The 20,637-nt window shown below is 39.5% G+C and carries 24 protein-coding genes; 17 read left to right on the forward strand and 7 right to left on the reverse strand.

Features of this window, described 5'->3' with window-relative positions:
- Positions 1-19 precede the first annotated feature (19 nt).
- Genes B3D98_RS02870 through ptsP form a run of 3 tightly spaced genes read left to right on the forward strand, consistent with a single transcriptional unit; the run spans position 20 to position 2,696 of the window.
- Complete coding sequence (locus B3D98_RS02870; protein WP_288580420.1) at positions 20-724, forward strand: glucosamine-6-phosphate deaminase; 705 nt, start codon at positions 20-22, stop codon at positions 722-724.
- On the forward strand, positions 721-987 hold the full coding sequence (locus B3D98_RS02875) for an HPr family phosphocarrier protein (RefSeq protein ID WP_103117862.1): 267 nt from the start codon (positions 721-723) through the stop codon (positions 985-987). The genes B3D98_RS02870 and B3D98_RS02875 overlap by 4 nt, the downstream gene beginning before the upstream one ends.
- On the forward strand, positions 984-2,696 hold the full coding sequence (ptsP, locus tag B3D98_RS02880) for a phosphoenolpyruvate--protein phosphotransferase (protein WP_288580425.1): 1,713 nt from the start codon (positions 984-986) through the stop codon (positions 2,694-2,696). Before B3D98_RS02875 ends, ptsP begins: the two co-directional genes overlap by 4 nt.
- A gap of 41 nt (positions 2,697-2,737) precedes the next feature.
- Here the strand turns inward: ptsP and B3D98_RS02885 are convergent, their stop codons facing one another.
- Together B3D98_RS02885 and B3D98_RS02890 are read right to left on the reverse strand one after the other, a co-directional pair.
- The gene (locus B3D98_RS02885; protein WP_288581079.1) at positions 2,738-3,400 is read right to left on the reverse strand and encodes an HAD family hydrolase; all 663 of its coding nucleotides are present in this window, start codon (positions 3,398-3,400) and stop codon (positions 2,738-2,740) included.
- A 71-nt stretch (positions 3,401-3,471) separates the two neighbouring features.
- Complete coding sequence (locus B3D98_RS02890) at positions 3,472-4,239, reverse strand: sporulation protein (protein WP_054550900.1); 768 nt, start codon at positions 4,237-4,239, stop codon at positions 3,472-3,474.
- Between the two features lie 111 nt (positions 4,240-4,350).
- Between B3D98_RS02890 and B3D98_RS02895 the strand changes: the two genes are divergently transcribed.
- The 3 genes from B3D98_RS02895 (at position 4,351) to B3D98_RS02905 (ending at position 6,378) form a co-directional block, all read left to right on the forward strand.
- A complete protein-coding gene (locus tag B3D98_RS02895) occupies positions 4,351-5,205 on the forward strand; it encodes a LysR family transcriptional regulator (RefSeq protein ID WP_103117863.1) in 855 nt (284 codons plus the stop codon).
- Positions 5,206-5,281: 76 nt separating this feature from the next.
- Complete coding sequence (locus B3D98_RS02900) at positions 5,282-6,016, forward strand: sulfite exporter TauE/SafE family protein (RefSeq protein ID WP_115673976.1); 735 nt, start codon at positions 5,282-5,284, stop codon at positions 6,014-6,016.
- Positions 6,017-6,057: 41 nt separating this feature from the next.
- Positions 6,058-6,378 (forward strand): YnfA family protein, encoded by a 321-nt coding sequence (locus tag B3D98_RS02905; RefSeq protein ID WP_004229297.1) that lies wholly within the window; start codon positions 6,058-6,060, stop codon positions 6,376-6,378.
- A 44-nt stretch (positions 6,379-6,422) separates the two neighbouring features.
- Here B3D98_RS02905 and B3D98_RS02910 read toward each other — a convergent pair whose 3' ends face one another.
- The 3 genes from B3D98_RS02910 to B3D98_RS02920 form a co-directional block, all read right to left on the reverse strand.
- Entirely contained in the window at positions 6,423-7,187 is a 765-nt protein-coding gene (locus B3D98_RS02910) for a class I SAM-dependent methyltransferase (protein WP_279494637.1), read from the reverse strand.
- A gap of 262 nt (positions 7,188-7,449) precedes the next feature.
- On the reverse strand, positions 7,450-8,826 hold the full coding sequence (nhaC, locus tag B3D98_RS02915; protein WP_115673977.1) for a Na+/H+ antiporter NhaC: 1,377 nt from the start codon (positions 8,824-8,826) through the stop codon (positions 7,450-7,452).
- 101 nt (positions 8,827-8,927) lie between these two features.
- The gene (locus tag B3D98_RS02920) at positions 8,928-9,692 is read right to left on the reverse strand and encodes a sulfite exporter TauE/SafE family protein (protein WP_066037452.1); all 765 of its coding nucleotides are present in this window, start codon (positions 9,690-9,692) and stop codon (positions 8,928-8,930) included.
- 390 nt (positions 9,693-10,082) lie between these two features.
- Here B3D98_RS02920 and B3D98_RS02925 point away from each other — a divergent pair, with 390 nt between their 5' ends.
- The 9 genes from B3D98_RS02925 (at position 10,083) to B3D98_RS02965 (ending at position 17,708) form a co-directional block, all read left to right on the forward strand.
- Positions 10,083-10,703: a DUF47 domain-containing protein gene (locus B3D98_RS02925; protein ID WP_004229078.1), complete on the forward strand. Its 621-nt coding sequence runs from the start codon at positions 10,083-10,085 to the stop codon at positions 10,701-10,703.
- Between the two features lie 15 nt (positions 10,704-10,718).
- Positions 10,719-11,735 carry an inorganic phosphate transporter gene (locus B3D98_RS02930; RefSeq protein WP_004229076.1) on the forward strand — a complete coding sequence of 339 codons (1,017 nt, stop codon included), beginning with the start codon at positions 10,719-10,721 and terminating at the stop codon, positions 11,733-11,735.
- Positions 11,736-12,059: 324 nt separating this feature from the next.
- The gene (locus tag B3D98_RS02935) at positions 12,060-12,758 is read left to right on the forward strand and encodes a response regulator transcription factor (RefSeq protein ID WP_259948848.1); all 699 of its coding nucleotides are present in this window, start codon (positions 12,060-12,062) and stop codon (positions 12,756-12,758) included.
- A complete protein-coding gene (locus B3D98_RS02940; protein ID WP_259948849.1) occupies positions 12,755-14,203 on the forward strand; it encodes a HAMP domain-containing sensor histidine kinase in 1,449 nt (482 codons plus the stop codon). The genes B3D98_RS02935 and B3D98_RS02940 overlap by 4 nt, the downstream gene beginning before the upstream one ends.
- A complete protein-coding gene (locus tag B3D98_RS02945; RefSeq protein ID WP_279494639.1) occupies positions 14,203-15,273 on the forward strand; it encodes a LolA family protein in 1,071 nt (356 codons plus the stop codon). The genes B3D98_RS02940 and B3D98_RS02945 overlap by 1 nt, the downstream gene beginning before the upstream one ends.
- A gap of 9 nt (positions 15,274-15,282) precedes the next feature.
- Complete coding sequence (locus tag B3D98_RS02950; protein ID WP_004229062.1) at positions 15,283-15,504, forward strand: hypothetical protein; 222 nt, start codon at positions 15,283-15,285, stop codon at positions 15,502-15,504.
- Positions 15,505-15,613: 109 nt separating this feature from the next.
- Positions 15,614-15,829, forward strand: coding sequence for a hypothetical protein (locus tag B3D98_RS02955; protein ID WP_288580448.1), 216 nt, complete (start codon positions 15,614-15,616; stop codon positions 15,827-15,829).
- Between the two features lie 103 nt (positions 15,830-15,932).
- Complete coding sequence (locus tag B3D98_RS02960) at positions 15,933-16,976, forward strand: cation:proton antiporter (RefSeq protein WP_288580451.1); 1,044 nt, start codon at positions 15,933-15,935, stop codon at positions 16,974-16,976.
- Between the two features lie 87 nt (positions 16,977-17,063).
- On the forward strand, positions 17,064-17,708 hold the full coding sequence (locus tag B3D98_RS02965) for an NAD-binding protein (RefSeq protein ID WP_288580453.1): 645 nt from the start codon (positions 17,064-17,066) through the stop codon (positions 17,706-17,708).
- 232 nt (positions 17,709-17,940) lie between these two features.
- On the opposite strand, the gene B3D98_RS02970 is transcribed toward B3D98_RS02965, so the two are convergent.
- Positions 17,941-18,294 carry a DUF4260 domain-containing protein gene (locus B3D98_RS02970; protein ID WP_048390391.1) on the reverse strand — a complete coding sequence of 118 codons (354 nt, stop codon included), beginning with the start codon at positions 18,292-18,294 and terminating at the stop codon, positions 17,941-17,943.
- Positions 18,295-18,720 (reverse strand): MerR family transcriptional regulator, encoded by a 426-nt coding sequence (locus tag B3D98_RS02975; RefSeq protein ID WP_048390393.1) that lies wholly within the window; start codon positions 18,718-18,720, stop codon positions 18,295-18,297.
- Between the two features lie 123 nt (positions 18,721-18,843).
- On the opposite strand from B3D98_RS02975, the gene B3D98_RS02980 reads away from it, so the two are divergent.
- Both B3D98_RS02980 and B3D98_RS02985 read left to right on the forward strand, forming a co-directional pair.
- Positions 18,844-19,350, forward strand: a complete 507-nt coding sequence (locus tag B3D98_RS02980) for a sigma-70 family RNA polymerase sigma factor (protein ID WP_103117871.1) — start codon at positions 18,844-18,846, stop codon at positions 19,348-19,350.
- Positions 19,343-20,533, forward strand: coding sequence for a hypothetical protein (locus B3D98_RS02985; RefSeq protein WP_288580458.1), 1,191 nt, complete (start codon positions 19,343-19,345; stop codon positions 20,531-20,533). The genes B3D98_RS02980 and B3D98_RS02985 overlap by 8 nt, the downstream gene beginning before the upstream one ends.
- Positions 20,534-20,637 lie beyond the last annotated feature (104 nt).

The following is a 20,637-nucleotide window of genomic DNA, read 5'->3' on the forward strand; positions in this document are numbered from 1 at the left end:
ATACAAAGGAGGATATGTGGTGAAAGTAAAAAGATTTTCCTCAATGGATGATTTATATTCACATGCAGTAGCGACCATCGTTGAAGCCAAAAATAATGGCGCCACAACGTTCGGGTTAGCTACTGGTGGAACAATGGAACCACTATATGCTAAAATCTGTAAAACAGATATTGATTTTTCACATTGTATTAGCTTTAATTTGGATGAGTATGTTGGACTTGAGGTAACTCATCAGCAAAGCTACGCCTATTATATGAACAAACATTTATTTAACCAAAAACCATTTTTAGCATCGTATTTACCAGACGGATTAGCAGTAGATCCTTTAGTGGAAACAGCTCGCTATGAAGGATTACTGCAACAATATCCCTTAGATTTCCAACTGCTTGGTATCGGTCAAAATGGTCATATCGGCTTCAATGAGCCTGGTACGTCATTTGCTTCTTTAACACATCTTGTAACACTCGAAGAATCTACTCGTCAAGCTAACGCGCGTTTCTTTTCATCCATTGACGAAGTTCCAACACAGGCATACACGATGGGTATTCAATCGATTATGCGGGCAAAATGCATTTTGTTACTCGCAGTGGGAGAAGCTAAGCGTGAGGTGTTAGAGCGTTTACTGGCATCTGATTATACAGAAGACGTACCTGCAACTGCTTTATCGAAACATCCAAATGTAATGGTTTTAACAGACTTACAAGAAGAGGAGAATAAATTATGAAAACACAACAATTTACAGTAGTCGATCCTTTAGGTATTCATGCACGACCAGCGAGCCAACTTGTGGCAAAAGCAACACCATTTACTTCATCTATAGAAATACGTACAGAAGAAAAAGCAGCTAACTTGAAATCAATCTTAGGTGTGATGGGATTAGCCTTAAAGCAAGGTTCACAATTTACACTTGTTGTAGAGGGGGAAGACGAAGAGCAAGCATTAGCAGCACTAACGACACTCATCACGGAAATGGGGCTTGCACAATGACACGACTCACTGGTATTGCCGCTTCAGACGGCATTGCCATTGCGAAAGCATATCGTTTCGTCCAACCAGATTTAACATTCGCTAAAACAACTGTTCATGATATCGAGGCAGAGCAGAAACGTTTAGCAGCCGCTCTTGCCAAAGCAGAGCAAGAACTGATTGTCATTCGACAGCAAACATTAGAAAAATTTAGTGCAGAAGAAGCCGCAATTTTTGAGGCACATTTATTAGTGGTTCATGATCCCGAATTAATTGGGCCTATCAATCAAAAAATTGCAGACGAAGCGGTAAATGCGGAGTATGCATTGCATGAAGTAACCTCTATGTTTGTGGCATTATTTGAAGGTATGGATGACGAATACATGAGTGCCCGTGCATCAGATATTAAAGATGTGACAAATCGCATATTAGCACATTTACTCGGAGTACATATTCCAAATCCAAGCAATATTAACGAACAGGTAATTATCGTAGCGAATGATTTGACACCTTCAGAGACAGCCCAATTAGATCGCAACTATGTTCTCGGTTTTATTACCGATATTGGTGGGCGTACATCCCATTCAGCCATCATGGCTCGTAGCTTAGAAATCCCAGCAGTCGTAGGGGCAGGGGTTGCTACGACAACAATTCAAGATGGCGATACTATAATTGTTGACGGTTTGACGGGTCAAGTCCTAGTGAATCCAAGTGCCGGTGTGATTGCAGACTATCAGGAAAAGGCACAAAAATATCGTGTACAGCAGGCGGAATGGTCTACTTTAGTGAATGAGCAAACCGTTTCTAAAGATGGCGTGCATGTTGAGCTAGCGGCTAATATTGGATCGCCAAATGATTTGGATGGTGTATTGCGTCATGGAGCAGAGGGAATTGGCTTATATCGAACAGAGTTTTTATATATGGGCAGAGAAAATTTACCCTCTGAGGAAGAACAATTTACAGCGTATAAAACAGTCTTGGAAGGAATGAAGGGCAAGCCAGTTGTTATTCGAACACTCGATATTGGTGGCGACAAGCACCTGCCATATTTACCTTTGCAAGAAGAAATGAATCCATTCCTTGGTCACCGTGCCATTCGTCTATGTCTTGACCAGCAGGAGTTATTCCGCACACAATTGCGAGCACTACTGCGAGCATCTGTCTACGGAAACTTAAAAATTATGTTCCCCATGATAGCGACCATTCAAGAATTCCGTGCGGCTAAAGCCATTTTGCTTGAGGAAAAGGAAAAGCTGATAGCTGGAGGGATTGCAGTAGGCTCTTCCATCGAGGTCGGGATGATGGTTGAAATTCCCTCGACAGCCGTAATGGCAGATATTTTTGCCAAAGAAGTGGATTTCTTCTCCATCGGGACAAATGATTTAATTCAATATACAATGGCGGCAGATCGGATGAATGAAAAAGTTTCCTATTTATATCAACCATATAACCCAGCCATATTACGTTTAATTCAAATGGTCATTAAAGCTGCCCATCAAGAAAAGAAATGGGTAGGAATGTGTGGAGAAATGGCTGGCGATGAGCATGCTGTTCCACTATTGCTAGGCCTAGGCTTAGATGAGTTCTCTATGAGTGCTACGTCTATTTTAAAAACGAGGGCCTTGCTAAAGCAATTATCTGTCCCAGAGATGCAGACTTTAGCAACAGAGGCATTACAGCTAGCGACAGCTGAAGAAGTGCTGGAAAAAGTAAAGCAAGCTGTGAAATAGGATAAAACAAAAACCCATCTACCAACAAGTAGATGGGTTATTTATTGGCTGAAAGAGTCAATGAATATCGGTATTTCTAATAAATCCTCCACGATGGCATCCGCTTGAACATGTTGCCATTGTTTATCTTTTTTCCAAATGCCCTTCATTCCCACATGTTGAGCACCTTTGACATCATTCACAGGATGGTCGCCGATAAAAACACATTCATGAGGAAGGACATTCAGCTTTTCGATGGCATTTAAAAACAGTTGAGGATCGGGTTTTTTCATTCCTGCCCATTCCGAAACTAAAATGACATCAAAATAATGTTCAATTGCTAATGCCTTTATATTGTCCATCTGAAAACCATAGCCATTCGTAATCATGCCTAAAGCCAACTGATCCCTTTTCAATTGTTCTAGCATAGGGATAAGGTTAGGAAAAGGGACACAGCTATATTTAAATTCGTTTAGGTAATCTTGAAGAAGTTCTTCCCACGTAATATGAACAAGGTGAAATTCTTCTACCAATTGCTGATAGACATGGTCCTTCCACACGTAGCCCCGCTTATCTAATTGGATAAAACGAGCTATATATTGTTCTTTTGGAATGAAACCTAGTACTCCCTTTAATCGCTCATATTGCTGCTTAATGAAGAGTTCGACAGATGCATCTCTATTTAATAATGTTCCGTCTAAATCAAATAATGCCGCTTTCATCATCATCCTTTTCACCCTCCTATTTGATCATAAAAAAAGTAGCTGAAGTTAGGCTTCAACTACTTTTTAGTTCATTAGGCATGTTTTGAAATGATTTGCTGAAGCTTTGCTTGTAGTGTCGGTAGGTCATGCATCGTAACCGTTGTGCGAACATAGCTTTCATCCATATCTAATGCTTCAGCAAAAAAGCTACCAATGCCTTTTACTTTGCGATCAATTTGCATGAAAATCTCTGCAGAATGGTTGGATTGAGAAAGGAAAACTAATTCAAGCTCATCTAAATGGCCTCTATATTGTCCAGTGGGTACAAATTCAAATTCCTGGACAAATGGATAGTAGCCGCGGAAGCGTGAAGGAGCTTGTTCACATTCAGCTTCACGTAAACGGAAACCTAATCCACGAATCGCATCTAATATATGACCTGCTAGTGCTGTTGGCTCGACACGAATATAATCCTTATCACTCGGATCGACCGCATTTTTAATATCAAGACCCGTTTGAATCCATACCTGTGTTTTACCTGCACTAATCGGTGTTTCAAATGGCAAAGTTAATGAAATAGGGAAGATTTTTTCCTCGCCGGCGCCCAGTGTGAAAGGCTCTGTTACTTTGACCTTCTGCAGTGCGGCAACCTCTGTATGTTTGTGATCATTCGACTCACGGATATAGGTCGTATTGACGGATAGGTAAATCGTGTCGACCTGTTGCTCAACTTGACCGCCACGCACAATGATTTCACCCTGCATGACCTCTCCAGCACGATAAGTATCCTTCTCCAATCTTGTATCCACTGTCGCTGAACCTATACCAATACTTGCTAATGCTTTATGAAAAAAAGACATCTTTCATTCCTCCTACTGACATCGTTAGCTATACATACGCTTATGTTGAAAAAAGGTTTCAAGACTTACAAATTTTTCGTTATACTAGTTGAAAACGAAAGAGGGATGGCGATGGAGACAGAGTGGCTACGCACATTTATAGTGGCAGCACAAACTGAAAACTTTCGAGAAACAGCTGAAAAACGATTTATTACACAATCGACCGTAACGAAGCATATCCAACATTTAGAAAGGGCATTGCAAACCCCATTATTTAATCGACAGAGCAAACAGGTGACGTTAAATCAGCAGGGTGCTTATTTTCGTCTGCAGGCACAAAAAATCCTGTCCGCTTTAGATGAAGGGCTACAACAAATGGATTCCTTCGTAAAAGGCTACACCGCTAAGCTTACGATTGGCGTTGCTCCGCAAATAGCGAATTCAACATTACCAGCTATTATTACAGCATTCCAGCATCGAAAGCCCTCTACTCAGGTAGTGATAGAACTTTTAAAATCCAATGAAATTGGGGAAGCGGTATTTACTGGTGTAATCGATATGGGCTTATCCAAATTAACCTCAACTCGTGAGCTTCACACGGTAATGCTCGCACAAGAACCATTGCATTTAATTGCTCCTATTGCTAAAAAGGAATATGATGCTTTCACCCTTTTACAGCAGGAAACGCTTTTCACACATGAATATGCGCCCTATTGGCAGGAAGTACAACAGGTGCTACAGCAATTTACTAGCCATCAAACAATGCATATTAATCAAACAGAGGTGATCAAGCATTTCGTCAAGCATGGTCTTGGTATTGCCTTGCTGCCTAAGAGTGTAATTGAACCAGATTGTCAGCAAAATCTTCTACATAGCTATTCAGTAAAAGAATTTTCTCACATTGTATCGGATACTTACTTGCTTACAAAGTATGTCTCGGCTGATTATGATGATTTTTTAGTAGCGTGTAATAGCGTGTATGGGTAAAGCCGTTTTCTGCACTGTTTATTCATAATGTTCCTTTATACTATTTTAGTATAAATAATAGATAGAGGGTGTTTAGATGTATAGTATATTGTCCACCATTAGTCAGTTTATTAGTGAACCGCTTACGCAATTTGTACAGGGCTATGAGCATTCTGCCCTGATGATGGCCATTCTTCTTGGCTTGATAGGTGCCTTTGCTCCATGTCAGTTAACAGGTAATATGAGTGCCATTACATTTTACGGCAATCGAACACTTCAAAAGAGCAGTAATTGGCAAGAAATTATGTTTTTTATAGTGGGGAAAGTGGTTGTTTTTAGTGTGCTTGGCTTTTGTGCTTGGCTTTTTGGGCAATCATTTGAAACAAAGATGACCGGTTATTTTCCAATCTTTCGTCAGGCTATTGGGCCGATGATGCTGCTAACAGGGCTGGTGCTAATCGGTTTATTCAAATTAACCTTTCTACAACGTTTAACATCGCTGCTGCCGCCTGTAGTAAAAGAGGGGAAATTTGGCTCGTTCTTAATGGGTGCTAGTTTTTCTATTGCCTTTTGTCCCACTATGTTTGTTCTATTTTTTGTATGGTTAATGCCCCTTGTGGCGAGCACTTCCTATGGGCTGCTTCTACCTAGTATTTTTGGCGTAGCGACCGCTGTACCGCTCATCATCATGCTTCTGTTGATCTATGTCTTTGATGCCAAGCGTATTATCCTACGAAAAAGTATGAAAATGGGAAGAGCTATTCAAATGACAGCAGGTATCCTATTAATTTTAATCGGAATAACGGACACCATTACATATTGGAGTATGTAAGACATGTATAATAGAGTGAAAATGAGAAAGAGAGATACAGTATGATCGCTATATTATTATTTATTCTTGCGGGAATTGGTGAAATAGGTGGGGGCTATTTAATTTGGCTTTGGTTACGAGAGGGTAAACCTTTTTATTGGGGCATTATTGGCGGTATTGCACTTGCTCTGTACGGCGTTGTTGCAACATTCCAGTCCTTCCCTACCTTTGGCAGAGTTTATGCAGCCTATGGTGGGGTATTCATCGTGTTGTCTATTTTATGGGGGTGGGGCATTGATGGCAAAAAGCCCGATCATTTAGACTTTATTGGCGCAGGGATATGCTTAATAGGCGTCATTGTAATATTGCTGCCTCGCTCTTAGCATTGAAAAAAGGTTACTACAACAGAATAGTAACCTTTTGTAATCTATTTTTTACGAGCAATAAAGCGCAGACGATAATAATCAATGACCCATTCATTCTGTTGGAAACAAGTTGGCTTTAATAATTCCTCACATGTCGCATAAACCTGCTCTTTCTCATCAGCCTTTAAGTGCTGTAGAAGATTTTCACTAAACATGACCAACCAGTTGCGAAGCCCATCCTGCCCTTGAAGTGGTGTAGGGCGTTTATAGAGTGTGATATTCTCGACCTGAAAGCCTGCATTTTCTAATTTTGATTGATATTCCTCGACGCTTGGAAAATACCAAGGGAAATAGTGGTCGATATAGGGAAATTGTAAAGATTCCATACTTTTTTGCAGAGCCCAAATGATAGATGCAATATTGCCTTGTCCACCCATTTCAGCAACCAAGCGTCCACCGTTCTTCAGTGCACCATAGACATTTTCGATAACTACATCAGGTTCCTTCATCCAATGAAGTGCGGCATTGGAGAAAACGGCATCAAATTGCTGAGAAAAGTGCATCGCTGTAGCTTCCATCGTTTGAAAGTTAATGGCAGGATATTTTTGCTGAGCAGCTAAAATCATTGTAGCCGACGCATCTACTCCGAGCACAGAAGCTCCAAGTGCTGATATGTCATTAGCCAAATCTCCTGTACCACAACCCACATCTAAAATATGTTCATTTTTTTGCGGCGCTAGTAGATTGACTAAGCTTGTACCCAATTTTGACACGAAATCATGCTTTTCATCATATAAATGAGCATTCCATTTTGTTTTTGTTGTCATCCTCTTTCATCTCCTTTAGTAGAGCATAGCAAAGGAGGTCATCCAACAGAAATGCGAAAAATCATGAATTTTGATTCCAAATTGGAATGATAGCTTTCTCTCCAACAGCTAGCTTTACACGCTATCAAATTTCCGAGCCGATAAGGGATTAAAATTATTTTATACAACACATAGTCAAGGTAGTAAGAAATGGTGTTTCCACAAAAATTTTGAGTAAAATAAAAAGGTAGCTGATGTTGTTTTCAGCTACCTTTTGTTATGGTTAAAGCTTTGTTAATGTTTTGCCACTCCAGCCAAACAAGATCGTAAGAATTGGTCCAAGTAAACAGAAGAAGGTGAATGGTAGGTAATCCAGTGTGGAAATACCGAGAACACTTGCGATAAAAATACCACAAACACTCCAAGGCACAAGAGGGTTGACAACCGTACCAGCATCCTCCATGACGCGTGAAAGGTTTTTTGGTGCAAGCCCAACCTTTGCAAATTGTGCCTTAAAGGCCTCCCCAGTTAATAGAATGGATAAGTACTGTTCACCGATCAATGTATTGACACCGATGCCCGTGATGGCAGCACCCGTAATAACAGAACCAGCACTTTTAAATAAGCTTTCGACTTTCGTTAAAATGCTTTGAATAATGCCTAGTGTGAATAAAAGGCCACCCATTGTTAAAGCAAGTAAGACAAGCGCGATTGTAAATAGCATACTATTCATCCCACCACGAGTGAGCAAGGCATCTACCTCTTTATTACCAGTTTGAGAGACATAGCCATCAAACAGAATTTTGAAGACATCTGAAGCGGGAACTGGGTCAAGTAGAGAGCCAAGACCTACTCCAATAATGGACACAACAGCCAATGTAATGACTGCAGGTGCCTTGTAAAAAGTCATGATTACGAGAACAACAATTGGCAATAATGTATACCAATGAATAAGTCCTGTAGACAGTAAACCCCCTTTAAATTGCTCCACTGTCTCAAAGGATGTAGCAGCTCCTGTTGGGGAGATAATAGCATAGAGCACAAAGGAGATAAGAAAAGCAGGGATGGTTGTCCAGCCCATATTTTTAATATGCTCAAAAAGGTCTACACCAACTGTACCAGAAGCAAGATTGGTTGTATCGGATAATGGAGACATTTTATCACCAAAGAAGGCCCCAGAAACAATCGCTCCAGCTGTAATGGTTAGCGAGATATCCATAGCTCCGGCAATGCCCATAAATGCTACACCAACCGTTGCGACAGTTGTCAGAGAGCTTCCAATTGAAATACCAACGATACTACAAATTAAAAACACGATAGCAAAGAAAAAGTTTGGCGACACAGTTAAAAAGCCATAATAGATAAGGGTTGGGATCGTTCCACCCATAATCCAGCTGGAAATTAAAATGCCAATAAAAAAGAAAATAAAAACGGCGCCAAGTCCAGCGCTAGCACCAGCAATCATACCACCCTCAAGATCGCGAAAGGGTACTTTTTTCAGTAATCCATAAGCCAGTAAAAGGGCAATCACAAGAAAAATCGGGATATGCGGCGTAGCCTTTAAATAGCCAATACTATAAGCCATTATGGCGATAATTAAAATAGTGATAAAGCTTGCCTCAAGAAATCGAGGGTTACTCTTTGCTTCTATTCGAAACATGTGAATCCTCCTAATAAATACTTCTGCGCTTCAATGCGGTGAAGCCCAAAAGTATTATAGCACGCTAATATTTTTTGTCAATTGACTGAAAATTGGCGGTCTCAATGAAAGAAATAATCCCAGGCATTTTTCAAAATCAATAAACATGTCATGACAATAAAGATGACACGCATCATGCTCGTTCCACGCTTCAGCGCAAATTTGGATCCAAGGATTGCCCCAAAGATCATGACAAAGCCCATCGAAAAACCATAGAGAAAATGAACTTCTCCTAAAACTAAAAACATGATTAATGCCGCTAAATTTGAGGTGAAATTAAAAGCTTTCGCATTACCAGCAGCTTGGAGAAAATCATAGCCCATCATTAATAGAATAAAAATAAAAAATGAACCTGTACCTGGTCCAAAAAAGCCATCGTAAAAACCAATAGCCGCAAATGCACCTATATAGGCTAAATGTTTGGCTGTACTAAGTACACGCTCTTGATATTGCTGTCCCCAATCTTTTTTAAACATTGTATAAGCAGCTACAAGGACGAGCATAACAAGCATAAGTGGTTTTAAAATAGCAGGGGACACAAGATGGACAGTAAAGGCACCGAGTAAAGACCCTACAAAGATAAAGGGGAGGATTTTTCCGATTTTCTTGATATCAACTTTACCTGCACGTAAAAAAGTTAGCATACTTGTACCATTACTAATGGTATTGGCCAGTTTATTTGTGGCAATGGCTGTACTTGGAGGTAAACCAACAGCCATTAATGCAGGTAAGGAGATGAGCCCACCACCTCCAACAATCGCATTTAAAAAAGATGCGATAAAAGCAAGTAGTAATAATATTGTGAGTGAAAGTAAATCAATATCCATAAATATGCTCCCATCTTTCCTCATTGCGTTTTAACATAGCGTACTGCGGAAGTCAAAAAATAACAATGAAATTCCAGCATTTTCATGTAAATTTCGTTTACAATTCCTTAACATTTCACAAGACAAACAAATAAGCAGAAAAAAGTTTATTTCAAGTATTTTTATAAAAATAAAAGAAAAAATGGTCATTTTTAAAGAAAAAATAGTGATTTTTAATATTTGATTTCCAACGTTTACAACTTGCGAAATAGCTTAAAAATAAATGTGGCAAATTTTATATTACAGTTTTGTAAAATCAACATCTTAGTGTTTAAAATTTTGTAGAATTGTGTAAATGTTTTGTTATGATGGTTCAGAAATTGACAATATTTTTTCAACAGGAGGAACAGGATGTTCAACTCAAATAAGCAAGATCCATTTTTTCAGTCACTATTAAAAATCGCGAAAAACGTGAATGAGGGTATCTATTATGCTCATAATGCCCGTATTCAAGATATAGATGCGCTAAAAGAAATTGCAGATACAATGAAGCAATACGAAACAAGTGGCGATAAATTAATCCATGAGCTAATCGTTATGCTGAATAAATCCTTTATGACGCCAATTGAGCGTGAAGATATTTTAGCATTAGCCAATAAATTAGATGATGTGATTGATGGAATGGAAGGCTGTATTGCGCACTTCAATATGTACAACCTAACAGAAGTAACAGAGCCAATGCGTCAATTCCTCACATATATTGCGAAAAGCACGGACGAAATGGTACAAGCCATGGAACTGTTAAATAGTAAAAAGCTTGTGGAAATGCGTAAACATGCTATTCAAATTAAGGACAATGAACGTGAATGTGATGAAATTTTCCGTTCTTCAATGAAGCAATTATTCATCCAAGAAAAAGACCCAATGCGTTTGATTGTTTTCAAGGATATTTATGAGCAATTTGAAGACATTGCGGACAGCTGTCAAACAGTAGCAAACACAATTGAAACAATAATTATGCGTAATGCATAAGATGGAGTGTACGAAATGGATACGATCTTATTAATCACCATATTAGTCGTTATTTTCGCACTTGTGTTCGACTTTATTAACGGCTTCCATGATACAGCCAATGCGATTGCTACCTCTGTATCGACCCGTGCCTTAAAGCCACGTACTGCGGTTTATATGGCAGCAGTAATGAACTTCGTCGGAGCGATTACATTCGTTGGGGTAGCCAAAGCCCTAACAAAAGATATTGTGGACCCATTTTCTTTAAATGCCTATGATGGCGATATTACAGGTTCTGTTGTTATTTTAGCAGCCTTATTATCTGCCATTACATGGAATTTATTAACATGGTATTTTGGGATTCCATCAAGTTCTTCTCATACATTAATAGGTTCTGTTGCAGGGGCAGCTATTGCCGCAGCAGGATTTGATATTTTGAACTATGCTGGGTTTATTAAAATTCTTCAAGCACTTATTTTTTCACCATTACTAGCGTTCGCAGCTGGTTTCCTGATGATGACATTATTAAAAGTCATCTTCAAAGATATGAATTTATATCGAACGAATAAAGGCTTCCGTACAATGCAAATTGGGACAGCAGCCTTACAATCCTTTACACACGGGACAAATGATGCGCAGAAGGCAATGGGTATTATTACCTTGGCGCTAATCGCCGGCGGCCTACACCAAGGAGATGATATTCCTTTCTGGGTACGTTTTGCTGCAGCAACTGCGATGGGTCTTGGTACATCTGTCGGAGGTTATAAAATTATCAAAACGGTTGGCGGTAAAATCATGAAAATCCGCCCAGTAAATGGGGTAGCAGCAGACTTAGCTTCTGCATCGATTATCTTTGGTGCCACATTAATCCATTTACCAGTTTCTACAACACATGTTATTTCTTCATCCATCATGGGTGTCGGAACAGCACACCGTGTTAAAGGCGTTAAATGGGGGATGGCACGTAAAATCGTTACAACATGGGTCATCACGATGCCAATCTCTGCTGTCATGGCAGCATTGATTTACTATATTCTAAGTTTATTTTTCTAGTTCGCTAAGGAATGCACAATCACAGTGCATTCCTTTTTTAATGGGATAAAAATGAAGGATGTAGTGGATAGAACCGGCAAAGTGGCGGATAACCCGGTTAAAGTAGTGGATAGAACGGCAAAATTGGCGGATAGCCTGGTTAAAGTACCGGATAGAACGGTAAAAGTGAAGGATAGCCCGGGCAGGAAGAAAACTGCTTCGATGAAATCGGTAGCCTCCTCCCCTTGTATAAAGTGCGGATACGCTCTAAGGTAATTATAAAGAAAGTGTAAAGTTCGGAGAAAACCGTTTTTTCCGTAGTAAGGTGAATGCAGGAGGAAAATGATGAAGGAAAAATTACTACTGATTGAGGATGATACAGCGATTGGGCGCATTGTGAAGGATACGCTAGAACAGGAGGGTTATTGTGTGACATGGGCTACTACTGGCCTTGAGGGACTGGAAGATTTTCAAACGCAACCTTTCGATTTAGTGCTAGTGGATTGGATGCTGCCAGAAATGGATGGGTTAACGGTTTGTCAAAATATCCGTTGGGAGAGTGATGTGCCAATCCTAATGATGAGTGCCCGCAAGGAAGATGCGGATAAGGTGGAGGGCTTGCAGGGGGCAGACGATTATATCGCTAAACCATTTAGCTTAGAAGAATTAAAGGCACGAGTTGCCTCTCATCTTAGACGCTGGCGACGCTACCACAAGCAAGACGTGATAGAAGAGCATACTGCCTATGCGAATGGATTAACAATAGATTGGCAACGACAAATAGTATGTGTTTATCAGCAAGAAATTGCATTAACTCAAAAGGAGTTTGCCCTTGTTAGGCTGCTAGCTAAAAATCCGAATCAAACCTTTACAAAAGAAGAACTGTATCAGCATATTTGGCAGCAAGCAACGTTAGAGGACACTCATACTGTCACAGTGCATATCAAGGCACTTCGCGAAAAGCTCAAGGATTCTGTGAAAAACCCAAATTTCATTCAAACTGTGTGGGGTAAGGGCTACCGTTTTATTGGTGAACCATTATGAAAATAAAAGCGTGGTTACTAATTATGTTTTTTATTGTAATGGTCATACCCATAGTAGGAGCTTATAGCCTTTATGTGTGGATTAATGCTTATTACCAAGATAAAAATGTGGCGGAGTACTTTGACAAGTGGACAGAGCTAAATCAGGTAAAAGATGTCGTTGACAATCCAGTGCTTTATCAAAAAAATGCCGATTTTGAGGAGATAGAGGAACTTACCAATGAGAAGTTGGCGATTACCCTCTATACGAAATCTGGCTATGTTTTATATTCCTCCAACCCTTTGCTAACGGGCTATGTAGGGAAAGAGCGCATGTTAAATGGTTTATTTGATTTACAGCAAGCATACAACGCCTTTACATACAAGGAGCCTGTATATCTAAAAGGTGATTTGCTTGGCATCTATGAAATTCAATTAATACGAACAGATTGGGTAAAGGGTGTAGAAAAGCGTTCATGGCTTGTCATCGCAAGCACGATCCTGTTGTTTCTTATCATTTATTTAACTGTCATCTTGTTGCTTCATCGGAAACTGAATCGGCCATTAGGTGAACTGATGCAGCACATGCGTAATTTTGCGAAAGGTCAGCATGTTAAATCAACTCTAAGCGTAAGAAAAGATGAGATTGGGGCACTCGCCAAAACATTTGAGGCGATGCAGGTTGAAATTGAAAAGACTCGAGCTTCCTTAAAAGCGGAACAACAGCAAAAAGAAATGATGATTGCAAGTATTTCCCATGATTTGAAAACACCCCTTACAGCCATCCAAGCCTATGCGGAATCTTTACAAAATAAAGGCTTATCAGAACAGCAGGTGGCAGAATATCAGCAGGTCATCGTTACGAAGGCAGATCGGATGAAGCATATGCTAGAGGATTTAATGATGTTTACCTTACTTCAATCAACGAACTATACATTAGAGCTCATTGCTGTGGATGGAGAAGAATTTTTTGACATGGCCTTGTCTGACTATGAACCGTTATGTGAGGAAGAAGGATTTACATTAAAAGTCTTCTGTTCCGTAGATGGACTCTATGCTGTGCATCCTAAACAACTTCAGCGTGTCATTGATAATTTATTGAGCAACGCCTGGCGTTATGGGGAAAAGGGGACAACAATAGGCTTAGCGGCAGTCAATGCTGGAAATGATCCCGAATGGGGCTTTGATTTCTTGAAGTCTGCTTTAAACAAGCAAGAAGGTATGTATATAATTGTGCAAAATCACGGAAGAGGCATACCACAACAGGACATTGTTAAATTATTCGAGCCAATGTATCAAGCAGATTATGCGAGATCAAAGGCTGGTGAACGAGGAACAGGACTAGGCTTAAATATTACAAAACAAATTATTGAAAAACATGGGGGTACTGTCGAACTGCTTTCTAGAGAGAACATTGGAACAGCGGTAATTTGCTGGCTACCACCTTATAAAGGAGTAAATGAATGATGAATTGGAAAAGATCTTGCCGAGCAGCAGGCTTAATTGCTGTTATGACATTTAGCTTGGTGGGCTGTAATTCAGAGGCAACTTATACACCTCAGGAAATTATCGACCAAGCCCTTCAAGAATCGAAAGAGCCACTCACTTATTATGGCGAATATACGTTAGATATGGGAGAGCTAGGTGGTAAAGCTCAAGTGAAGGAATGGGTAAAGGATAGCAATAGACGGATAGAAATGACAGGCGATAATGGTGAACATGTTATCACAGTTAAAAATGATGCTAAAGTGATTAGCTATGATGTCACTGAAAAGACAGCCTACACAATGGATTATTCACAACCTGAATTAGACAGCTTGCAATCACCTAAAGATCAGGTACAGCTTATTTTTAATATGGTTAAAGATACGCATGATATTAAGATAGCAGGAGAAGAGAAGGTTGCAGGTAGAGATACCTATAAAATCGTCGCAAAAACGAAGAATACGGAATCGTTATTTGGCGATATCGAAGCATGGATTGACAAAAAAACTTGGCTGACATTAAAAATGAAGACAGATAGTGCAGGGACTCATATGCTCACTGAATATTCTAAGATTAATTTTGGTGGAAAAATAGATGCTCAACAATTTACACTAGATTTACCAAAGGATGTAACGATTCAGGAAATTAGCGGACAGGATACTTCTGAATCCATTTCATTGGACGACGTAAAGCAGCAGCTTGAAAAATTTTTATTAGTACCAGAAGTAAATGGTCTAACGTTAGACAACATATCCATGGTTAAAGGGATAGAGGAACGACCAGAATACTCTTTCGATTATGTTTTAGATGGAGAGCTAGCCTTTTTTGTCACGATTTTTAAAGCAGATGCTAGTGTTGCAGATATTGGTCCCATTTTAAATGAAAAAGAAATAGATATTCGAGGACAAAAAGGCACTGTTATGGATGGTGAAAATTTCCGTTCCCTTGCTTGGCAAGAAAACGGCTACCAATATAGTATGGTTGGACAAAATCCAGAATTAACAGTTGAGGATCTTTTAAGCTATGCGCAACAAATGACCGTTGTACAATGAGGTGATACTATGAAAAAAGCGCAAGGACTAAAATGTCTGGCATTATTTTTATTTACCACTATTTTCTTATATGGGGTAGGAGAAACATATGAGGTGTCTTGGCTACAATTTCACTTTACGGGACAATATCAGGATGTAGGCTTTTATTTCAGTTTTACATCCCTCATTCCAATATTAATTGGATTGTTAATGGTGGGTCTATATGAATCATTGTTAAAAAGATTCATCTAAATAATTTGGAGCAGGATCAAAGTGGAGGATCCTGCTTTTTTTATGGTAGAAATAGAGTTGGTATATTACAATATTTATGTAAAGAGGATATTAATAGGAGGTTTCTTCAATGGCTACATTTCTACATGGCTTTGCTCAACAACTCATTTTCCCCTTGTTTATGATTTTATGCTTTTATTTCACATTAACTTATTTTCATCATCTAAAGACAGGCGATGACCGTGATATTAAGAACACAAAATGGGCTGCAGTGGTGTGTTTCGCTTTCGCTTTGGTTGCACCAGCGCTTTATAATGTGATTACGTTCATGATCATGATGAGGTAAAGTGATAATTTTGGCACAATACGTACATAATGTAAGGTAACAGGTTTAGTCCTTCTAAAATGAGGGAATATACATTCATCCTAGGATATTGTAGGTGGTACATATGTTTGACAATTTACTATTTCAGTTACCTTTTATTATTTTTATCGGTTTGTTTTCACAGTGGTTAGCATGGCGTTTTCGCATGCCTGCCATTGTCATTATGAGTATCGCTGGGCTAATTATGGGTCCGTTTACAGGGTTAGTGTCTCCAAAAGAGACATTTGGCCCTATTTTTCATACCATTATTTCTCTGGCAGTTGCCGTTATATTATTTGAAGGAAGTTTAAGCCTTGATTTTCGAGAAATACGTGGCTTTAAGAAGTCCATATTGCGTATTTCCACAGTAGGGGCAGCCATCGCTTGGATTGCAGGCTCTACTGCCGCGCATTTTGTTGCAGGGCTATCATGGCCAGTCTCTTTTGTCATTGGTGGATTATTTATTGTGACAGGTCCAACCGTTATTTTGCCTTTATTGAGACAAGCAAAATTGAAGGAGCGACCAGCAGCTATCTTAAAGTGGGAAGGCATCGTTGTAGATCCTTTTGGCGCATTGTTAGCGCTATTTGCGTATCAGGTCGTTTTGGGTATATATCATTTAGAAGGTGGGACATCTCTAACCGTTTTCTTTGTTTCCGCCTTTTTAGCCGCCCTGTTAGGAGGGGGCGTCGGTTATGTAATGGGGCAATGCTTGGAGCGTGGTTTAATTCCAGAGTTTTTGAAATCACCTCTGTTACTTGCTACTATTTTACTTGTTTTTGCCCTAAGCGATGCCATCATGCACGAGACGGGCTTATTGGCTGTGACAGTGATGGGGCTTGTGATGGCAAATATGCATTTAACAAGTCATCATGAGCTGTTGCATTTTAAAGAAAATATTTCGGTTATTTTAATTTCAAGTGTCTTTATTATGCTGACGTCGTCTTTAACCATCGATACGTTATGGCAAATCGTTGATTGGCGTATGCTACTATTCGTGCTAGCAATGATGTTTATTGTTCGACCGTTATCGATTTGGATTGCAACCATTAATACGGGCTTAACATTGGAAGAACGGGCCTTAATTGGGTGGATTGCACCGAGAGGGATTGTAGCATTAACCGTTTAAGGTTACTTTACAACGGCACTACAAGACGTAGGTTTTCAAAGTGCACAATTATTAACAGCGCTCACATTAGCACTTGTTTTTGCGACAGTGGTTGCCCATGGCTTTAGCATTGGCTGGCTTGCGAAAAAATTAGATCTACAAGCTTCCACTGGGAAAGGTATTGTGATTGTAGGCGCTTCTCCATTTACAACACAGCTCGCAACGTCCCTGCAAAATAACGGAATTGATGTGTTGATGATGGATCGTGCATGGGAAGATTTATCTGCTGCTCGACAAAATGGTATTAAGACGGAAACAGGTGATATTTTAAGCGAGCATACTGAGTTTTATGTTGATTTAACCCCATATGATCAACTAATTGTAGCAACAAAGCAGGACGCCTATAATGTCCTTGTTTGTGCAGACTTTGTTCCAGAATTAGGGCGTCTCAATATTTTTCAAACGGCTTTACATTCTACAGACCCTAAAAATTACTCACGGAAGTACGGGGGACAGCTTCTTGTCGATGCACAGCATGATATTCATCAGCTCAATGAACTGATAGAGCAAGGTGCACAACTTCGTCAAACGAAAATTACAGAAGTATTTACATTTAAGGATTATGTAGAACAAAATCCTCATGCCGTCTGGGTGTATGCTATAACACAGGATGGAGCTATCGTGTTGGATATGGTCAATAAATATGACGATATAAAACATGAACCACATACTATTATTAGTTTAATTCGCTAAAACCAGCCACCTGTTTGTGCAGGGCGGCTGGTTTTTTGATGCAAGAGAAAGGAGACTAGTTGACTGAAAATGACCATGCTTGGAATTAGTGTTCTGCCTGTTTTATACAAAACAAGAACAGCTAGCTTAAAGAGAGAATCCCACCCCAAGAGAGCATTTAATTGGGAGATTTTTCTAACCCATTTCTACTAAAAATCGCAGTGTTAAATGGCTAGCCATACTTTCCTCCTCATTACGCAATCTGCTGTAAATGTGTCTTCTTAAAAGCGTCATCATATTTTAAACCATAGCCAAGTGCGCGATCTAAGAAAATATGTGCGAGCCAAATCAGGGCAGCCATCAGAGGTATTGATGTAGTCGTTAGTAAACCAATCACCATCAACATGGCAGGTAGCACAAAACTATGCCCCATATTATAGAAAAGAGCGCCTATTTTTGTATTGATGAGATAGCCAACCATGGTGATGTCTGGGAGCAATAAAAACACAATAAAATAAAGCCATGGAAAATTTAGATGACCATAGAAAGAAGCTGTGATGATGAAAGCAAGGATATATTCGATTGAGATGATTTTACGTAGTGACATTTAACCACGACCTTCCAGTAAATTTTGATACATATCCTCAATGAGTAAGGCAATTTTTTCTTGATTTTCTTCAAATTGTCCGTCAGCCATTAATGTTTTTGTCAGTTGTAACGAATGAAGCGCATGCTGATAGAATCGTAGTTGCTGCTCAATTTGGGCAATCTTTGTGGAAAATAGCTGTACCGTTTCTTCATTACATGCTGTTGAAATAGGCTTTTGTTCGAGTGTCAGTAAATGTTTAATTTCTTGAAGCGTAAAGCCTAGCTGACGTAAAACGATAATAAATTTCATTGTATGTTCACACATGGCATCATACACACGGTAGCCATTGTCTTGTTTTTGCGGCTGTAAGAGTCCCTCTTTTTCATAGTAGCGAACGGTATCAGTTGTTAATTGAAATTTCTCGGCGAATTGTTTAATTTTCATGTAAGTACCTCCTAAATTCATCCTAACATTGGAGTATGCTCCAAGGTCAAGGTGCTTGAGGAAAAAATTTAAAAAAATGAAACGGTCATTCAGTGGCAGTCGTTTATAGTGTAAGAAGGGGAGGTGGACGGCATACTTGAGGAAATGATCGAAGAACATGCAGCACATTTATTACGTCTCGCCTATTTTTATGTAAAAAACCGACAAACCGCAGAGGATATTGTGCAAGAGGTCTTTATTAAATTTTCTCAGCGTGGTTATGAAGAACGCGGGCAGTTGCGTGCGTATTTATCCACTCTAACGATTAATCAAAGCAAGGATTATTTAAAAAGCTGGCATTATAAGAAATTACTATTACAAGAAAAAATATTTCCTATTCAGGGGAATAGACAACGAGATGAGCTCGTGGCAGCAGAGGAACGGTCTCACATTGGGGCAGCTATTTTAAAGCTTTCACTTACCTATCGGGAGCCTATTATCCTTTATTATTTTGAAGAAATGAAAATTTGTGATATTGCCCAGCTACTTGGCATTGCGGAGAATACGGTGAAAACAAGACTGAAGCGGGCAAGAGAAGCATTAAAGCCTCATCTAAAGCAGGAGGAATGGGAGGTGCTTAGACATGAATGAGATACAGAAGGAATTACTCAAAGTCGCTGGTGATATGACAGCAAGCAAAGAACGAGTCAAAAAACAAGTACTACAACAGTCTATCAATAGAAGGAAGCCATTTCGTTTCACTCTATTAACCATCCTACTGACACTTTGTGTGGTGGGGTTTATGATGGTGCAGCTTCTTACGAACGAAACAGAGCAAACAACCTCACTATTTCATGAAAGACAGCTTGAGCATTTCGAACGTATTAATCGGCTAATGTGGCCAGGGAAAGAGCAGGAATTTTATAAAGAGGAAGCCTATCTATCGTATGAGAAGCTCGTTGCCGCCTACTATTTTGCGAAATCATTAGGAATTGATTATTCTAAGGCAGAGCTAGAGGCGGAGAGAAAGAAGCAGGTAGAACAGTTGGAAATGCTTTATCAAGCATCTGAATACGAAGCACTATTTCAGGGATTAGCACCGAAACAGTATGTTGAAACATATCTCGAGCCCCTACTGCCGATGTATACAACGCGAACAAAGCTATATGCCTTCTATAAAGAAAAATATCCAACTTTTTATGCTTACCAAGAAGTAGCCAATATTGATGCCAAACGATATTTCCAAGCGCATTATACTGATCAGGCAACAGCCTTTCAAGAGGAGCATAACATCGTAATACGGACTAGTTCACATGGCTCTTCAATGGTTGGAACAGTTGCAGAGGTTGAAGCGAATGTTTTCTTATTTATTGAAGGAGTGATTCCCGAGGACCTTGATCATATGACGGAAGAACAGCTTGCTGAAAAATATGAACAGGCCAATTGGTATCCTGTGCTGGATGATTTTCCTGTCAAGCAGGGGGATTATATTACTTTAACTTCTATGGGAACAGGCAGTATAGAGGAAAACGGGGTCGTAAGAAATTATGGTTTATTATCTAAACTGGAAAAGCTAGAGCAAACCATTACAAAAAAGCTTGAGCTAGAAAATGACAAAGAGGTCGCTCAGTTTTTACAGGATATCCCTTGGCAGCCCGCAAATTATATGAAAAGGCCACCCGAATATTCATTTGAAGTAGAAGGCGTCCGTATTGAAATGTGGAAGGGCTATGGCGGTTCAATTTATCTCCAAAAGGCTGGAAGCGGAGAAATTCACCTTAGTGCCAACAGAGCGAAGGCATTAATAGCCATCCTAGGCATAGAAGAATCTTAACAAGTCTCTTGAAAGAGGCTTGTTTTTTGTTTAGGGGAAAATTATAGTGAAAGTACCATGTTAAAATAACCTTTAATTGAATGTAGGAAAAAATACACAGTGAT

It is taken from the genome of Lysinibacillus sp. UBA5994, from assembly GCF_002429725.1.
Taxonomy (GTDB): domain Bacteria; phylum Bacillota; class Bacilli; order Bacillales_A; family Planococcaceae; genus Lysinibacillus; species Lysinibacillus capsici.

What these genes read in the sequence shown, in the direction of transcription:
- B3D98_RS02895 (WP_103117863.1), top strand. Translation starts at nt 4,351, where the DNA reads ATGGAGACAGAGTGGCTACGCACATTTATAGTGGCAGCACAAACTGAA.
- B3D98_RS02950 (WP_004229062.1), top strand. Translation starts at nt 15,283, where the DNA reads ATGAAAAAAGCGCAAGGACTAAAATGTCTGGCATTATTTTTATTTACC.
- ptsP (WP_288580425.1), top strand. Translation starts at nt 984, where the DNA reads ATGACACGACTCACTGGTATTGCCGCTTCAGACGGCATTGCCATTGCG.
- B3D98_RS02970 (WP_048390391.1), bottom strand. Translation starts at nt 18,294, where the DNA reads ATGTCACTACGTAAAATCATCTCAATCGAATATATCCTTGCTTTCATC.
- B3D98_RS02975 (WP_048390393.1), bottom strand. Translation starts at nt 18,720, where the DNA reads ATGAAAATTAAACAATTCGCCGAGAAATTTCAATTAACAACTGATACC.
- B3D98_RS02885 (WP_288581079.1), bottom strand. Translation starts at nt 3,400, where the DNA reads ATGATGAAAGCGGCATTATTTGATTTAGACGGAACATTATTAAATAGA.
- B3D98_RS02900 (WP_115673976.1), top strand. Translation starts at nt 5,282, where the DNA reads ATGTATAGTATATTGTCCACCATTAGTCAGTTTATTAGTGAACCGCTT.
- B3D98_RS02875 (WP_103117862.1), top strand. Translation starts at nt 721, where the DNA reads ATGAAAACACAACAATTTACAGTAGTCGATCCTTTAGGTATTCATGCA.
- B3D98_RS02925 (WP_004229078.1), top strand. Translation starts at nt 10,083, where the DNA reads ATGTTCAACTCAAATAAGCAAGATCCATTTTTTCAGTCACTATTAAAA.
- B3D98_RS02890 (WP_054550900.1), bottom strand. Translation starts at nt 4,239, where the DNA reads ATGTCTTTTTTTCATAAAGCATTAGCAAGTATTGGTATAGGTTCAGCG.
- B3D98_RS02930 (WP_004229076.1), top strand. Translation starts at nt 10,719, where the DNA reads ATGGATACGATCTTATTAATCACCATATTAGTCGTTATTTTCGCACTT.
- B3D98_RS02940 (WP_259948849.1), top strand. Translation starts at nt 12,755, where the DNA reads ATGAAAATAAAAGCGTGGTTACTAATTATGTTTTTTATTGTAATGGTC.
- B3D98_RS02945 (WP_279494639.1), top strand. Translation starts at nt 14,203, where the DNA reads ATGAATTGGAAAAGATCTTGCCGAGCAGCAGGCTTAATTGCTGTTATG.
- B3D98_RS02935 (WP_259948848.1), top strand. Translation starts at nt 12,060, where the DNA reads ATGAAGGAAAAATTACTACTGATTGAGGATGATACAGCGATTGGGCGC.
- B3D98_RS02910 (WP_279494637.1), bottom strand. Translation starts at nt 7,187, where the DNA reads ATGACAACAAAAACAAAATGGAATGCTCATTTATATGATGAAAAGCAT.
- B3D98_RS02905 (WP_004229297.1), top strand. Translation starts at nt 6,058, where the DNA reads ATGATCGCTATATTATTATTTATTCTTGCGGGAATTGGTGAAATAGGT.
- B3D98_RS02920 (WP_066037452.1), bottom strand. Translation starts at nt 9,692, where the DNA reads ATGGATATTGATTTACTTTCACTCACAATATTATTACTACTTGCTTTT.
- B3D98_RS02955 (WP_288580448.1), top strand. Translation starts at nt 15,614, where the DNA reads ATGGCTACATTTCTACATGGCTTTGCTCAACAACTCATTTTCCCCTTG.
- B3D98_RS02960 (WP_288580451.1), top strand. Translation starts at nt 15,933, where the DNA reads ATGTTTGACAATTTACTATTTCAGTTACCTTTTATTATTTTTATCGGT.
- B3D98_RS02985 (WP_288580458.1), top strand. Translation starts at nt 19,343, where the DNA reads ATGAATGAGATACAGAAGGAATTACTCAAAGTCGCTGGTGATATGACA.
- nhaC (WP_115673977.1), bottom strand. Translation starts at nt 8,826, where the DNA reads ATGTTTCGAATAGAAGCAAAGAGTAACCCTCGATTTCTTGAGGCAAGC.